Source organism: Micromonospora sp. NPDC048843 (assembly GCF_040649965.1).
In the GTDB taxonomy this organism is placed as follows: Bacteria; Actinomycetota; Actinomycetes; order Mycobacteriales; family Micromonosporaceae; genus Micromonospora; species Micromonospora hortensis.
Genome location: NZ_JBEZGJ010000040.1, coordinates 1 through 14,296, shown reverse-complemented (window position 1 = coordinate 14,296; position 14,296 = coordinate 1). Strand labels below are relative to the sequence as shown.

At 70.8% G+C, this 14,296-nt stretch carries 11 protein-coding genes; 10 read left to right on the top strand and 1 reads right to left on the bottom strand.

Annotated elements, in window-relative coordinates; genetic code table 11:
* Nucleotides 1–14 precede the first annotated feature (14 nt).
* Nucleotides 15–224 (bottom strand): PspC domain-containing protein, encoded by a 210-nt coding sequence (locus AB0C20_RS12630; protein WP_030486383.1) that lies wholly within the window; start codon nucleotides 222–224, stop codon nucleotides 15–17.
* A 396-nt stretch (nucleotides 225–620) separates the two neighbouring features.
* Between AB0C20_RS12630 and AB0C20_RS12625 the strand changes: the two genes are divergently transcribed.
* The 10 genes from AB0C20_RS12625 to AB0C20_RS12580 all read left to right on the top strand — a co-directional run bounded on the left by AB0C20_RS12625 (nucleotide 621) and on the right by AB0C20_RS12580 (nucleotide 14,196).
* The gene (locus AB0C20_RS12625; RefSeq protein ID WP_357189085.1) at nucleotides 621–1,991 is read left to right on the top strand and encodes an L-serine ammonia-lyase; all 1,371 of its coding nucleotides are present in this window, start codon (nucleotides 621–623) and stop codon (nucleotides 1,989–1,991) included.
* A 72-nt stretch (nucleotides 1,992–2,063) separates the two neighbouring features.
* Nucleotides 2,064–2,891 (top strand): ABC transporter permease, encoded by an 828-nt coding sequence (locus tag AB0C20_RS12620; protein WP_357189088.1) that lies wholly within the window; start codon nucleotides 2,064–2,066, stop codon nucleotides 2,889–2,891.
* 1 nt (nucleotide 2,892) lies between these two features.
* Nucleotides 2,893–3,639, top strand: a complete 747-nt coding sequence (locus AB0C20_RS12615; protein WP_238683795.1) for an ABC transporter ATP-binding protein — start codon at nucleotides 2,893–2,895, stop codon at nucleotides 3,637–3,639.
* Nucleotides 3,640–3,665: 26 nt separating this feature from the next.
* Nucleotides 3,666–5,696, top strand: a complete 2,031-nt coding sequence (locus tag AB0C20_RS12610) for a DUF5941 domain-containing protein (protein ID WP_357189183.1) — start codon at nucleotides 3,666–3,668, stop codon at nucleotides 5,694–5,696.
* Between the two features lie 14 nt (nucleotides 5,697–5,710).
* Nucleotides 5,711–7,921, top strand: a complete 2,211-nt coding sequence (locus tag AB0C20_RS12605) for a bifunctional glycosyltransferase family 2 protein/CDP-glycerol:glycerophosphate glycerophosphotransferase (RefSeq protein WP_357189092.1) — start codon at nucleotides 5,711–5,713, stop codon at nucleotides 7,919–7,921.
* Between the two features lie 126 nt (nucleotides 7,922–8,047).
* Complete coding sequence (locus tag AB0C20_RS12600; RefSeq protein ID WP_357189096.1) at nucleotides 8,048–9,346, top strand: ABC transporter ATP-binding protein; 1,299 nt, start codon at nucleotides 8,048–8,050, stop codon at nucleotides 9,344–9,346.
* Between the two features lie 93 nt (nucleotides 9,347–9,439).
* Nucleotides 9,440–10,438 carry a hypothetical protein gene (locus AB0C20_RS12595; protein ID WP_238683792.1) on the top strand — a complete coding sequence of 333 codons (999 nt, stop codon included), beginning with the start codon at nucleotides 9,440–9,442 and terminating at the stop codon, nucleotides 10,436–10,438.
* Nucleotides 10,439–10,499: 61 nt separating this feature from the next.
* Entirely contained in the window at nucleotides 10,500–10,964 is a 465-nt protein-coding gene (locus AB0C20_RS12590; RefSeq protein WP_357189100.1) for a DUF4442 domain-containing protein, read from the top strand.
* A gap of 59 nt (nucleotides 10,965–11,023) precedes the next feature.
* Nucleotides 11,024–11,827 (top strand): beta-phosphoglucomutase family hydrolase, encoded by an 804-nt coding sequence (locus AB0C20_RS12585; protein WP_357567986.1) that lies wholly within the window; start codon nucleotides 11,024–11,026, stop codon nucleotides 11,825–11,827.
* The gene (locus AB0C20_RS12580) at nucleotides 11,824–14,196 is read left to right on the top strand and encodes a glycoside hydrolase family 65 protein (RefSeq protein ID WP_357189106.1); all 2,373 of its coding nucleotides are present in this window, start codon (nucleotides 11,824–11,826) and stop codon (nucleotides 14,194–14,196) included. Before AB0C20_RS12585 ends, AB0C20_RS12580 begins: the two co-directional genes overlap by 4 nt.
* Nucleotides 14,197–14,296 lie beyond the last annotated feature (100 nt).

Sequence of the window (14,296 nt, the reverse complement as noted above, 5' to 3'; positions counted from 1 at the left end):
GTGCGCCGGGCGGGTCAGTGGCCGGTGGACGCCAGGTAGCGGTCCTCGTTCGGCATCAGCACCCACAGGATCAGGTAGACGATCACCTGCGTGCCGGGCAGCAGCAGCGACAGCAGGAACAGCAGCCGGACCATTCCGGCCGACATGCCGAACCGCCGTCCGAGGCCGGCGCAGACACCGGCGATCATGCGCCCCTCGCGGGGCCGGACCAGTTTGCGACTCATCGTCGTACTCCCACTCTGCGGCGGTGCGCCGCGTCTGCAATCCACGGTAGAAAGGGATGACCACCTCGCCCTCGGTCCCGAGGAGGAGCGGCAACCCGTGGACCCGTAGGTGCTTTACCCGGGCAGCCCCCCGCTGACGCCTCCACGACCGCCCGCGCCCGACCGCGGCGCTGGGCAGGGCAGGGCGGGGGCGGCGCCGGGCGGGGGACGGTGGTCGGGTGTTCACGTCCCGGACCGGGTGGGCGGTGAGCTGGGCGGGTAGGCTGGCTGATCGGCCTCCCACACCCCGGAGGGCCGGCACCCCATACCCCGGACGGTTACGAGCGGGGCCGCCAGATCGGCGGTCACGACCCGGCCGGGTCCCGTACGCCGGGACGACGGCGAGGAAGCGCAGCCATGATCAGTGTTTTCGACCTCTTCAGCGTCGGTATCGGGCCGTCCAGCTCACACACTGTGGGGCCGATGCGGGCCGCGCGGACGTTCGTCGGCGGGCTGAAGGCCGACGGGCTGCTCAGCGACACGGCGCGGGTGCAGGCCGAGCTGTTCGGCTCGTTGGGTGCCACCGGGCACGGCCACGGCAGCGGTCCGGCGGTGCTGCTCGGGTTGGCCGGCGAGTCGCCGGAGACTGTCGACACTGACACCGTCGGTCCTCGGGTCGAGCGGATCCGGGCCGAGCGGCGGATCAACATCCTCGACGCGCACGAGATCGACTTCGACCCGGATCGGGACCTGACGCTGCACCGCCGCCGGTCGTTGCCGTACCACCCGAACGGGATGACCTTCGTGGCGTACGACGGGGCCGGCGCCGTGCTGCGCAGCCGCACCTACTACTCCGTCGGTGGCGGGTTCGTGGTGGACGAGGCGGCGGCCGGGGCGGACCGGATCAAGCCGGACAGCACCGCGGTGCGGTACCCCTTCCTGACCGGGGCGCAACTCCTCGAGGTCACCACCCGCACCGGGCTGTCGATCAGCGAGGTGATGCTGGCCAACGAGCGCTCCTGGCGCAGCGAGGCGGACATCCGGGCCGGTCTGCTGGAGATCTGGCGGGTGATGCAGGAGTGCGTGCAGCGCGGCTGCGAGCGGGACGGCGTACTCCCCGGGGGGTTGAAGGTTCGGCGGCGCGCGGCGGAGCTGCGGCGCGGCCTGGAGGCGGAGGCCGGTTCGGTCGACCCGCTGCACGTGATGGACTGGGTGACGCTGTTCGCGCTCGCTGTCAACGAGGAGAACGCCGCCGGCGGCCGGGTGGTCACCGCGCCGACGAACGGTGCGGCCGGGATCATTCCGGCGGTGCTGCACTACTACACCCGGTTCGTGCCGGACGCCGATGACGAGGGTGTGGTGCGGTTCCTGCTGACGGCGGGCGCGATCGGTGTGCTGTTCAAGGAGAACGCCTCGATCTCGGGCGCCGAGGTGGGCTGCCAGGGTGAGGTCGGTTCGGCGTGCTCGATGGCGGCGGCGGGGCTGGCCGAGGCGCTCGGTGGCACCCCTGAGCAGGTGGAGAACGCGGCCGAGATCGGGATGGAGCACAACCTCGGGTTGACCTGTGACCCGGTGGGTGGCCTGGTGCAGATCCCCTGCATCGAGCGGAACGCGGTGGCTAGCATCAAGGCGATCACGGCCGCCCGGCTGGCGCTGCGCGGCGACGGGGTGCACAAGGTGTCGCTGGACAAGGTCATCAAGACCATGCGGGAGACGGGCGCCGACATGAAGGTCAAGTACAAGGAGACGGCGCGTGGCGGTTTGGCCGTCAACGTGATCGAGTGCTGAGTCCGGTCGATTCGGGGCAATCGTTCACCGACTGCTAACCTGTCGTCCGTTTCAGGAGGCGGGAGGCTCGCGGTGACCTCTGGCGTCGCGGCGTTGTGGTCGCACCGCAACTCGCTGCGCATCCTGGTCAGGCGGGATCTCGCGGTCAAGTACCAGCAGTCGGTGCTTGGCTACTTCTGGTCGTTGATCGAGCCGCTCGGCATGGGCGCCATCTACTGGTTCGTCTTCGGGGTGCTCTACTCCTCCGACACCGGTCGGCACCTCGGTGAGGCGGCCGAGTCGTACCCGTTGTTCCTGATCACCGGCATCTTCGCCTGGATGTGGACCAGCTCGGCGCTGAGTGAGGCGACGAACGCGCTGACCGGCCAGTCCCGGCTGATCACCACGATGAACGTGCCGCGTCAGGTCTTTCCGATCGGCAGGGTCACCGGCCGGTTCGCCGAGTACGCGGCCGGCCTGCCGATCCTGATCGCCATCGCGGTGATCTACGCGGTGCACGGTCGGATCCACACCGGTTGGTCGCTGCTCTCTCTGCCGCTGGCGGTGGCCGTCCAGGCCGTCCTGCTGACCGGGCTCGCCCTGCTGCTGTCCGCGTGGAACGTGCTGATGCGCGACGTGGAACGGCTGATGCGGCTGATCATCCGGGTGCTCTTCTACGCCACGCCGATCATCTATCCGCTCAGCCTGGTCCGAGAGTCCGGGCTGCCCGGCTGGTTGAAGGTGGTGTACGAGCTGAACCCGCTGGTCGGGATCTTCCAACTGCACCACGCGATCTGGTATCCGGACGAGTTCCCGGACGCCCGGCTGCTCGCCACCACGATCGTCGGCAGCGCGCTGGTGTTGGCCGCCGGTTGGTGGTCGTTCCGCCGGTTGGAGCCCGCCGTGCTCAAGGAGCTCTGAGGTGGCCGCGCCGATCATCGAGGCCGACGGCCTGGGCATTCGGTTCGTCCGCAACCGTCGCCGCCAGCTACGGCTGCGGGAGCTGTTCATCCACCGGGGCGCCCGTGGCGCGTTGCCCGGCCAGTTCTGGCCGTTGCGGGACGTGTCGTTCACCATCGAGCCCGGCGAGACGGTCGGCGTGATCGGACGCAACGGCACGGGCAAGAGCACACTGCTGCGGCTGATCGCCGGGGTGCTCATACCGGACGAGGGCGGCATCCGGGTGCACGGCGCGGTGGCGCCGTTGCTGGAGTTGTCCGCTGGTTTCTCCAACGACCTGACCGGGCGGGAGAACCTGCACCTGGTCGGTGGGCTGCACGGACTGTCGACGAGCTACCTGAAGCGGCACTTCGACGAGATCGTCGAGTTCGCCGGTGAGCAGGTGGAACGGGCCATCGACACGTCGGTGCGGCACTACTCGTCGGGGATGAAGGTGCGGCTGGGCTTCGCGATCATCTCGCACCTGCCGCATCCGATCCTGCTGATGGACGAGGTGACTGCGGTCGGGGACGCGGAGTTCCGCAAGAAGTGTTACGCGACTATTGATCGTCTGCTCGGGGAGGGGCGCACGCTGGTGCTGGTGTCACACAACGAAAAGGACCTGACCCGGTTCTGCCGTCGGGGGTTGTACCTCGACGCGGGCCGGTTGACTCTCGACGGCACCATCGCCGAGGCGCTCGACGCGTACCACGCCGCGGTCCCGCGGTGACGCTCGCGATCGTGCTCGCCGCCGGGATGCCCGCGGCGGGCCTGACCACTGCGACCGGTGAGCCGCTGGCCGACCGGCTGGCCGCCCAGTTGCGCCTGGCCGGGGCGGACGAGGTGCGCTTCGCCGCCAACCTCGACGAGCTGTCCGACCTGGTCACCGGCGCGACCGCCCCGGTGCTGATCACCGGCACGGACCTGGTCGCGCACACCGCCGTACTGCGGCACCTGGCCACCAGCCCGGTGGGCCCCACAGTGGCGCTGGTGCTCGGCGACCCGCCGGTGCCCGGTCGGACCGCTGTACGCGAGGAGCGCGGCCAGGTGGTCGACGCCGGCGCGTTGGATGCCCTCGACGGGGCCGCCACCGGCGTGTTCGGCGGCGCGCTGCGGGTAGGCGTGGACGACCTGCCGACCCTCGCGGCCGCCGCCCGGGCCGCCGCGTCCGGGATGCTCCCCGTCGCCGCCCCGATCGGCCCGGCCGGCGACGTGGCGCCGCTGCCGGCGACCGGCGGAACCGGCTCCGGAGGGTCGGTAGCGGCCGGTGGCCCCGGGTCCGCCGTGGACCGGCTCTTCGCGGGTCTCGCGGCGCTCGGCACCCTGATCTTCGCCCAGCGGGTACGCCTGCTCGTCGCCCACCGGGTCGAGGACCAGGCCGGGCTGACCGCCGCCGAGGCGACGGTGACAGCTGTCGACGAGGACCGGGCCGAGCTGCGGCTGTCGGTGAAGGAGAAGGACGACTTCTTCTCCACCTACTTCGTCAGCACCTGGTCGCCGTACGTGGTCCGGCTCTCGGCCCGGCTCCGGCTCACCCCGACCGGGGTGACGGTGATCTCGGTGCTCTTCGCGTTGGGCGCGGCGGTGCTGTTCGGGGTCGGTGGGCGGCCCGCGCTGGTCGGTGGCGCGGTGCTGCTCTACCTGGGCTTCGTGCTGGACTGCGTGGACGGCCAACTGGCCCGCTACACCCGGCACTTCAGCGCCTGGGGTGGCTGGCTGGACACCATGGCGGACCGGGCCAAGGAGTACCTGGTCTACGCCGGGCTGGGCTTCGGCGTGAGCCACGCCGGGCTGGGCAACGGGTGGGCGCTCGCGATCGCCGCGATGACGTTGCAGACCGTCCGGCACATGACCGACACCTGGTACGGGGTGCTGCACGACGAGGCAGCCCGTCGCCCGCGTACGGCGACGAACGCCAGCGGCGGGATCGGTGACCGGCTCAACGCGGCGTCGACACGTGTGCAGGCGGACACCGGGTCGGTGTCGTACTGGCTGAAGCGGACGGTGGTCTTCCCGATCGGTGAGCGGTGGGCGCTGATCGCGCTGACGGTGGCGCTGTTCAACCCGCTGGTCAGCCTCATCGCCGTGCTGGTCTGGGGGGTGCTGGCGTTCGCGTACACCGGGGCGCTGCGGACGCTGCGGGCCCGCTGGATGTGGGTGCCGGTGCTGGACACTGTCGACGCCACACTGCACCGCGACGACGGACCGCTGGCCCGCTGGTTGCCTGTGGTCCGCCCGATGGGGCCGCTGACCCTGGCGGTGGTCGCCGCGCTGGGCCCGGCGGTGCTGCTGGTCGGGGCGCTGCTGAGCGACGCGCCCGGGGGGCTGCGCTGGGCGGTGCCGGTGGCGCTGCTGGTGCTGCTGGTCGGCGGCCTGGGCGCCGGGGCGGCGCACAACGGTCCGCTGGACTGGCTGGTGCCCGCGGCGTTGCGGGCCGCCGAGTACCTGTTCGCCATCGCGGTCGGGGTGGTCGGCGGAGCGCCTGGCTGGCTGATCTTCGGGTACGTCTTCGTGCTCACCGTGCACCACTACGACCTGACCGCCCGGCTGGAGAAGCGACAGGCGGCACCGCCCCTGCACGCGGCGACGCTGGGCTGGGAGGGGCGCTCGGTGCTGCTGGCCCTCGCGGCGATCGCCGGTATTGCGGGTATCGGACTGGCTACACTCGGTGCGTACCTTCTCGTGGTTTTCGTGGTGAGCGTCGTCCTGGCCTGGTTCGTGCGACCGGCCCGTAGCGCGCGGGCGTCGGTGGCGCCGGCGGGCGCTGGAGGTGCCGCGCCGCGCTGACGGAGGGCGGCCGGATGACTCTGATCAGCTTCGTGGTGCCGGCCTTCCGGGTGCAGGGATACCTGCGGGAGTGCCTGGACTCCATCCTCGGTCAGCCGGAGACCGACATCGAGGTGATCGCCGTCGACGACTGCTCGCCGGACGCCAGCGGCGACATCATCGACGAGTACGCGGCCCGAGACCAGCGGGTGCACTCGGTCCGGCTGTCGGAGAACGTCGGCCTCGGTCCGGCCCGGAACATCGGGCTGGACCGGGCCGTCGGCGAGTACGTGTGGTTCCTCGACGGCGACGACTGGCTGGCGCCAGAGTGCCTGACCGAGGTCGCCGAACGGTTGCGGTCCACCCGCCCGGACGTCCTGCTGGTCGACCACGTCCGCACCCACTGGAACGACACCGCCACCCGCAGCGCGATGGCCGAGGTGTTTCCGGAGTCGCCCGGCCCAGGCACCTTCCGCCTGCGGGACCGGCCGCAGGCGATGCACCTGCTGCACACCGCGTGGAACCGGCTGGTCCGTCGGGAGTTCCTCGCCGACCTGGGGCTGCGCTTCGCGCCCGGCTGGTACGAGGACGTTTCGTTCAGCTACCCGGTGCTGATGGCCGCGCACCGGATCGGCGTACTGGACCGGGTCTGCGTCAACTACCGCCAACGCCGCGCCGGCGCTATCACCCGGACCCGGGGTGACCGGCACTTCGAGGTCTTCCCGCAGTGGCACCGGGTCTTCCACCTGATGGATTCGTGGGGGCCGGCGACCGAGGCCCTGCGTCCGGCGGTCTTCGAACGGATGATCTGGCACTACCTGACAGTGCTCGGTAACGGCCAGCGGATCGCGCCGGAGTTGCGGGAGGCGTTCTTCGCGCAGATCACCGCCGACTACGAGCGTTGGCTGCCGGCCGGCGGCTATCCGGTACCGGACGGGGTCGAGGGGATCAAGCACAAGCTGGTCGCCTCCGGCCGGTGGCGCACCTTCAGCGCGTTGCGGGCCGCCAGCCGAGCCCGCGACGCCGCCCGCCGGCGGGCCCGCACCGCGCGCCGCACTGTCGGCCCGGTCGCCCGGCGCGGTGCCCGGCTGACCCGGGACGGGCTGCTGCGCGAGTACTACCGGACCGAGTTGCGGCGGCCGGTCGACCCGACGCTCGCGGTGTACGCGGCGTACTGGTACCGGGGTTACTCCTGCAACCCGGCGGCCATCTACGAGGTCGCCCGCCGGTTGGCGCCGGGGGTGCGCGGGGTGTGGGTGGTGCGCCGGGACCGGGTGGACACCGTGCCGGCCGGAGTGGAGTACGTGGTGGCCGGCACGCCGGCGTACTACCGGGTGCTCGCCCGCGCCCGATGGCTGGTCAACAACGTCAACTTTCCGGACTTCGTCCGCAAACGGCCGGAGCAGGTGCACGTGCAGACCCACCACGGCACGCCGGTCAAGGTGATGGGGCTGGATCAACAGCGTTACCCGATCGGTGCGGGCCGGATGGACTTCGCCGGGCTGCTGCGCCGGGTGGACCGCTGGGACTACAGCGTCAGCGCCAACAGCTTCTCCACCCAGATGTGGGACCGGGCGTACCCGGCCACGTACACCACGCTGGAGGTGGGGTACCCGCGCAACGACCGCCTGGTCACCGCCAGCCCGGCCGAGGTGCGCCGACTCCGCGCGGAGTTCGGCCTCGACCCCGACGAGCCTGTCGTCCTGTACGCCCCGACGCACCGCGAGCACCTGCCCGGCTACCGGCCGCCGTTCGACCCGGACCGGTTCGTCCAGGCGCTGGGTGACTCGGGCCGGTTGCTGATGCGCAGCCACTACTTCCACGACCGTGATCGACGCCTCGGCCAGCCGAGGGACTGGGAGCGGGTTCGTGACGTCAGTGGCCATCAACGGGTGGAGGATCTCTACCTGGTGGCGGATGTGCTGGTCACCGACTACTCGTCGGCCATGTTCGACTATGCCGTGTTGGACCGGCCGATAGTGCTCTACACCCCGGACTGGGAGGCGTACCGGCTGGCCCGGGGGGTCTACTTCGACGTCACCGCCGAACCGCCGGGCGCTGTAGCATCCACTTTCGACGATCTGCTCGACCTGTTTCGTACCGACGGGGTGCGCTCGGACGCGGCGACCAAGGCCCGCGAGCATTTCCGGGCCCGGTTCTGCACGTTGGACGACGGGCGGGCGGCGGAGCGGGTGGTGCGGCAGGTGTTCCTCGGGGAGCCGGGCGAGCGGTCCACGCGCTGCTGATCGCGGTTTCTGTCGTGTAATAGCAGTGTCATCGATCGAACATGAGACGTTTACCCGATGTCACAAACCCATGATCCTGGTCACAGTCTTGTGGGGTTCGGTCGACGCGCGCTGGGGGGGAAGACGGTGAGCACCGTCACGCTCAAGGATGTGACCAAGGTTTTCCGGGATGGCACGCTGGCCGTCGACAGCATCAACCTGGATGTGAACGACGGCGAGTTCATGGTGCTGCTTGGGCCGTCCGGGTGCGGCAAGTCGACTGTGCTGCGGATGATCGCCGGGTTGGAGGAGCCGACCACCGGCGCGGTAATGCTCGACGGGGAGGTGGCGAACGACCTGCCCCCACGGGACCGCAGGATCGCCATGGTCTTCCAGGACTTCGCCCTCTACCCGCACATGACAGTTGGCGACAACATCGCGTTTCCGCTGCGGCTGGCCGGGGTCGAGCCCGAGCCGCGGGGCGAACGGGTCAGCGACGTGGCGAGCGCGCTGGGCATCGGTGACGTGCTGGCCCGCAAGCCGGGTCAGCTCTCCGGCGGGCAGCGGCAGCGGGTGGCGATGGGGCGCGCGATCGTCCGCCGGCCCGGCCTGTTCCTGATGGACGAGCCGTTGTCCAACCTGGACAGCGGCCTGCGGGCCGAGTTGCGTGCGGAGATCTCCGGCCTTACCCGCGAGCTGGGCGTCACCACCGTCTACGTCACGCACGACCAGGCCGAGGCGCTCACCATGGCCGACCGGGTGGCCATCATGCGCCGCGGCGTGCTCCAGGACGTGGGCACACCGACCCAGGTCTACGGCAGGCCGGCGACGCTCTACGTGGCGGCGTTCCTGGGCAGCCCACGGATGAATCTGCTGGAGGCGTCGGTCTACGTCCATCTCGACCGGTACGTCACCCTCAACCTCGGTGACCAGTCGCTCTACCTGCCCTGGAACGACATCCGCAGTCGGGCGGTGGCGCACTACCACGGTGAGCGGATCGTGGTCGGCATGCGAGCCGAGGCGCTCACTCCGGTCGCACCGGACAGCCCCGGCGACGTGCTGCGTGGGCGCATCCGCTACCTGGAGCACCACGGGCACGAGTCGTTGGCGTTCCTCGACATCGGCGCGACAGCGATCGTGGTCGACGAGATGGGTGCCCCGCTCGAACCGCCGCCGGTCGGCCAGCGCGGCCTGCGCCGCTTCGGCTCGGTGATGCAGCGGCTCACCGGCAAGCCGGTGGAGGCGCAGGAGGCCCAGGCCAGTGGCGTCCAGACCAGCGTGCTTCCCGATCCGGGCCGGCACCACCGCCGCCCGGCGGAGTTGGCGGTGCGGCTGGCGCCGTACCCGGCGGTCAGCGCCGGTCACCCGCTCGCCGTCTCGGTACGGATGGACGCGCTGCACTTCTTCGACGAGCGCGGTGACCGGATCGACGTGGGTTGGCGCTGACGACGTACCCGGACGGGGTGGCGGGCCCGCCACCCCGTGCCCTACCGTCTGCCCACCAGTCCACTGTGAAAGACCACCGAGAGGGGTGCACCCGTGTCGGGTGACCGTCCCAGCCCGCTCGTCATCGAGCGCATCCTGCGGGATCGCGAGAGCATCTGGCAGCAGATCGTGGCCGAGCGTGACCTCAACGCCCTCACCGGGCGGATGCTGACCAGCTCCGCCATCGCGTTGGCCTGCTACGGGGCGGTGCTGGGCTTCTTCCACAGCCCGCTGATGGCGCTGACCTCGGCGCTGAAGCTGCCGCTGCTGTTCCTGGTCACCCTGGTCATCTGCCTGCCCACGCTCTACCTCTTCAACCTGGTCTTCGGCGCCCGGCTCTCGGTGCGGCAGTCGTTGGCGCTGGTGATGGTGGCGATCACTGTCACCTCGATGCTCGCGGTGGCGTTCGCGCCGATCAGCCTCTTCTTCCTGATCACGGCCAACGACTACGGTTTCTTCAAGCTGCTCAACGTGTCGATCCTGACCCTGTCGGCGCTGGTCGGGTTGCGCTTCCTGACCAGCGGGATGCAGGTGCTCAACGACAACGGGCTGCTCGCGCCCGAGGCCGCCAAGGTCACTGTCGACGAGCGGGCCAGCGCCCCGGCGCCGGTCCAGGCCGTGCCCGCCGCGGTGCCCGCCGGGCCGTCTCCGGCCGCCGGTCAGAGCGCCGAGCCGGTCGCCGTGCCGGCCGGGGCCGCAGTGGCCGAGTCGACAGCGAACGGTGCCGTGACCACCGCGACGGCTCCGGCCCAGGTTCCGACGCAGTGGGCCGGTCAGCCGGCGGGTGCCTCGTTCCCGCCCGGCATGCTGCCGCCCGGCTACGTGGCGCAACGCCCGTGGGACGGCCGTACGGCCCGACGCGGTGAGCCGACGCAGCGGCCGGCCAGCATGACCCTGCTCTACATCTGGATCCTGCTCTTCGGTTTTGTCGGCACCCAGCTGGCGTGGACGTTGCGCCCGTTCTTTGGCGACCCGGGGCAGGATTTCTCCTTCTTCCGCAGCATCGACGGCAACTTCTACGCGGAGATCCTGCGCATCATCGGCAACCTCTGACCGTGCCCTGACGGCGAAGTCGCTGGTTGCCGGCCTGGTTACCGGTTAGTAACGTCAGGCCATGACTATCGACTCCCGCCAGGTGGCGGCCGGCATGCTGGAAGCGGTGCCGTTCGCTCGTACGCTCGGTATCGAGTTCGTCGAGGTGGCGCCCGAGGCGGAGGGCGGCGTGCGGGCAGTCGTCCGGCTGCCCGACTCGCCGGCCACCCACAACCACATCGGGGGCCCGCACGCCGGCGCCATGTTCACCCTCGGCGAGACGGCCTCCGGCGCGGTCGTGCTGGCCGCCTTCGGGCAGCTGCTCGACCGGGCCGTGCCGTTGGCCGTCCGGGCCGAGATCGCCTACCGGAAACTCGCCATGGGCCCGGTGCTGGCCACCGCGCGACTCGGCCGGCCGGCGGTCGAGGTGACCGAGGAACTGGCCGCCGGTCGGCGCCCGGAATTCCCCGTCGCTGTTCAGATCGCCACCGAGGACGGCAAGCCGACCTCGGAGATGACAGTGATCTGGACGCTGCGACCGAACTGAAATGCCTCAGGGCGGCCGAAACGGGTTTGCGGGCCCAGCAGGGTGGATAGATTCGAACCGTGCTGGGCCTACCTGCTCACGTGACCGCCTGTCTCTTCGATCTGGACGGTGTGCTGACGCAGACCGCCCGCGTACACAACGCCGCCTGGACGCAGACGTTCGACGAGTTTCTCCGCCAGCGCGCCACGGTCTCCGGCGAACCGTTCCAACCGTTCGATCCGGGCCCGGACTACAACCGCTATGTCGACGGTCGCCCCCGGGCCGACGGCGTCCGGTCGTTCCTCGCCTCCCGCGGGATCGTGCTGCCCGAGGGCGGCCCGGACGACCCGCCGGAGGCGGAGACCGTCAACGGCCTGGGCAACCGCAAGAACGTCCTGCTGCTGCAACGTCTACGGACCGCCGGCGTCGAGGTCTACCCGGGCTCGGTGCGGTATCTGAAGGCGGCGGCCGCCGCCGGGCTCCGCCGAGCCGTGGTCACCGCCAGCGCGAACGGAGGTGAGGTGGTCGCCTCCGCCGGGTTCGAGCCGCTGCTGGAGGCCCGGGTGGACGGGCTGGTCGCCCGCGCGCAGGGGCTGCGCGGCAAACCACACCCCGACACGTTCCTCGCCGGGGCCAGGGTGCTCGGCGTCGACCCGACGCAGGCCGCCGTCTTCGAGGACGCGCTCTCCGGGGTGGCCGCCGGCCGCGCCGGTGGCTTCGGCTACGTGGTCGGCGTCGACCGGGTCGGGCAGGCCGACGAGTTGCTCGCCCACGGCGCCGACATCGTGGTGACGGACCTCGCCGACCTCCTCGACAGCGCCGATCCACCGGCACCGCACCGCACCGCGACCGACCCGCTCGCCGCCGAACGAGGCTCCGGATGATTCGGGAGCGCGCCTATCCGGTCGAGCCGTGGCACGTCCGGGAGACCCGGCTGGACATGGACGTGCTGGCCCAGTCGGAGTCGGTCTTCGCGCTCTCCAACGGGCACGTCGGCCTGCGGGGCAACCTCGACGAGGGCGAACCGCACGGCCTGCCCGGCACCTACCTCAACTCGTTCTACGAACTGCGTCCGTTGCCGTACGCGGAGGCGGGCTACGGCTTCCCCGAGTCCGGGCAGACCATCGTCAACGTCACGAACGGCAAACTGATCCGGCTGCTGGTCGACGACGAACCCCTCGACGTGCGTTACGGCGAGCTGATCGCCCACGAGCGGATCCTCGACCTGCGGGCCGGCACGCTGCACCGGGAGCTGCACTGGCGCTCGCCCGCCGGCCGGGAGGTCAAGGTCCGCAGCACCCGTCTCGTCTCGTTCACCCAACGGTCCGTGGCCGCCATCAGCTACGAGGTGGAAGCCGTCGGCGGCCCGCTGCGGCTGATCGTGCAGTCCGAGTTGGTGGCGAACGAGTCGCTGCCCGCGCAGAGCAAGGACCCGCGGGTCGCGGCGGTGCTGGAGTCGCCGCTCCAGGCCGAGGAGGAGCTGACCACCCCCGACGGCGGCCAGCTGATCCACCGCACCAAGGTCTCCGGTCTGCGGGTCGCCGCCGCCATGGAGCACGAGGTGCACGGCCCGGACCACACCACCATCGAATCCGAGGGCTACCAGGACTGGGTGCGCACCACGATCGCCTGCGTGCTCCAACCCGGCGAGAAGCTGCGGGTGATCAAGTATCTGACGTACAGCTGGTCGAGTCGCCGCTCCCTGCCGGCGCTGCGCGACCAGGTCGGCGCGGCACTCGCCGGTGCCCGCCTCGACGGATGGGACGGGCTGCACCGGGAGCAGCGCAACTACCTCGACGCGTTCTGGGACGCCTCCGACGTGCTGGTCGAGGGCGACCCGGAGGTGCAGCAGGCGGTCCGGTTCGGGCTCTTCCACGTGTTGCAGGCCGGCGCGCGGGCCGAGCAGCGGCCGATCTCGGCGAAGGGGCTGACCGGCCCCGGTTACGACGGTCACGCCTTCTGGGACACCGAGATGTTCGTCCTGCCGGTGCTCACGTACACCCAGCCGAGCGCGGTACGCAGCGCGTTGCAGTGGCGACACAGCACGCTGGATTCGGCGCGGGAACGCGCCGAGACGCTCAACCTCCGGGGCGCGGCATTCCCGTGGCGCACGATCGGCGGCCCGGAGTCATCCGGGTACTGGCCGGCCGGAACGGCAGCCTTCCACATCGCCGCCGACATCGCCGACGCCGTGCGCCGCTACGTGATGGTCACCGGGGACACCCAGGTGGAACGGGAGATCGGGCTGGAGCTGCTGGTGGAGACCGCCCGACTGTGGCGCTCGATCGGCCACCACGACCGGCACGGGCAGTTCCACATCGACGGTGTCACAGGCCCGGACGAGTACACCGCAGTGAAGAACGACAACGTCTACACCAACCTGATGGCGCAGCGGAACCTGCTCGCGGCCGCCGACGTGGTCATGCGCTACCGGGACGAGGCGTTCCACCTCGACGTCACCGACGAGGAGGCCGCGAGCTGGCGGGACGCCGCCACTTCCATGCACATCCCGTACGACGAGGAGCTCGAGGTCCACCAGCAGGTCGAGGGTTTCACCCGCCTCCAGGAATGGGACTTCACGCACACACCGGCGGAGAAGTACCCGTTGCTGCTGCACTACCCGTACTTCGAGCTGTACCGCAAGCAGGTGGTGAAGCAGGCCGACCTGGTCCTCGCCATGCACTGGCGGGGGGACGCCTTCACCCCCGAGGAGAAGGTGCGCAACTTCCTCTACTACGAGCGCCGCACCGTACGCGATTCGTCGTTGTCGGCCTGCACCCAGTCGGTGCTCGCCGCCGAGGTGGGCCACCCCGAACTCGCGCACACCTACCTGCGTGAGGCCGCGCTGATGGACCTGCACGACCTCAACGAGAACACCCGCGACGGCGTACACATGGCGTCGTTGGCCGGCGCGTGGCTCGCCCTGGTCAGCGGGTTCGGCGGTCTACGGGACCACGACGGCGAGCTGTCCTTCGCCCCCCGGCTCTCCAGCCGACTCAGCCGGTTGGAGTTCTCACTCCAGTGGCGGGGGTTGGCGCTGCGGGTGGATGTCCGACCGCACCAGACGACGTACTCGCTGCGCCACGGCGGCCCGGACGACGTGGTGGAGCTTCGCCACCATGACCAGATGCTGCGGGTGACCTGCGACGAGCCGGTGACGGTACCGGTGCCGCCGGCCGAGCCGTCCGGTCCGCCGCCCGAGCAGCCACCGGGCCGGTCTCCGCTGCTGCGGTTGCCCGAACGCGAACAGTGACGGGCGGGGCGGGAGCGCCGAACTTGCCGTGCTTACGGGTGCGGGACTCCTCGTCCATCTCCAGCCGGGTGCGGGGGTACCAGCCGAGCAGCACCTCCTT

Coding starts and splice junctions, on each gene's coding strand:
- AB0C20_RS12630 (WP_030486383.1), bottom strand. CDS start 224: ATGAGTCGCAAACTGGTCCGGCCCCGCGAGGGGCGCATGATCGCCGGT.
- AB0C20_RS12625 (WP_357189085.1), top strand. CDS start 621: ATGATCAGTGTTTTCGACCTCTTCAGCGTCGGTATCGGGCCGTCCAGC.
- AB0C20_RS12610 (WP_357189183.1), top strand. CDS start 3,666: ATGCCCGCGGCGGGCCTGACCACTGCGACCGGTGAGCCGCTGGCCGAC.
- AB0C20_RS12605 (WP_357189092.1), top strand. CDS start 5,711: ATGACTCTGATCAGCTTCGTGGTGCCGGCCTTCCGGGTGCAGGGATAC.
- AB0C20_RS12590 (WP_357189100.1), top strand. CDS start 10,500: ATGACTATCGACTCCCGCCAGGTGGCGGCCGGCATGCTGGAAGCGGTG.
- AB0C20_RS12580 (WP_357189106.1), top strand. CDS start 11,824: ATGATTCGGGAGCGCGCCTATCCGGTCGAGCCGTGGCACGTCCGGGAG.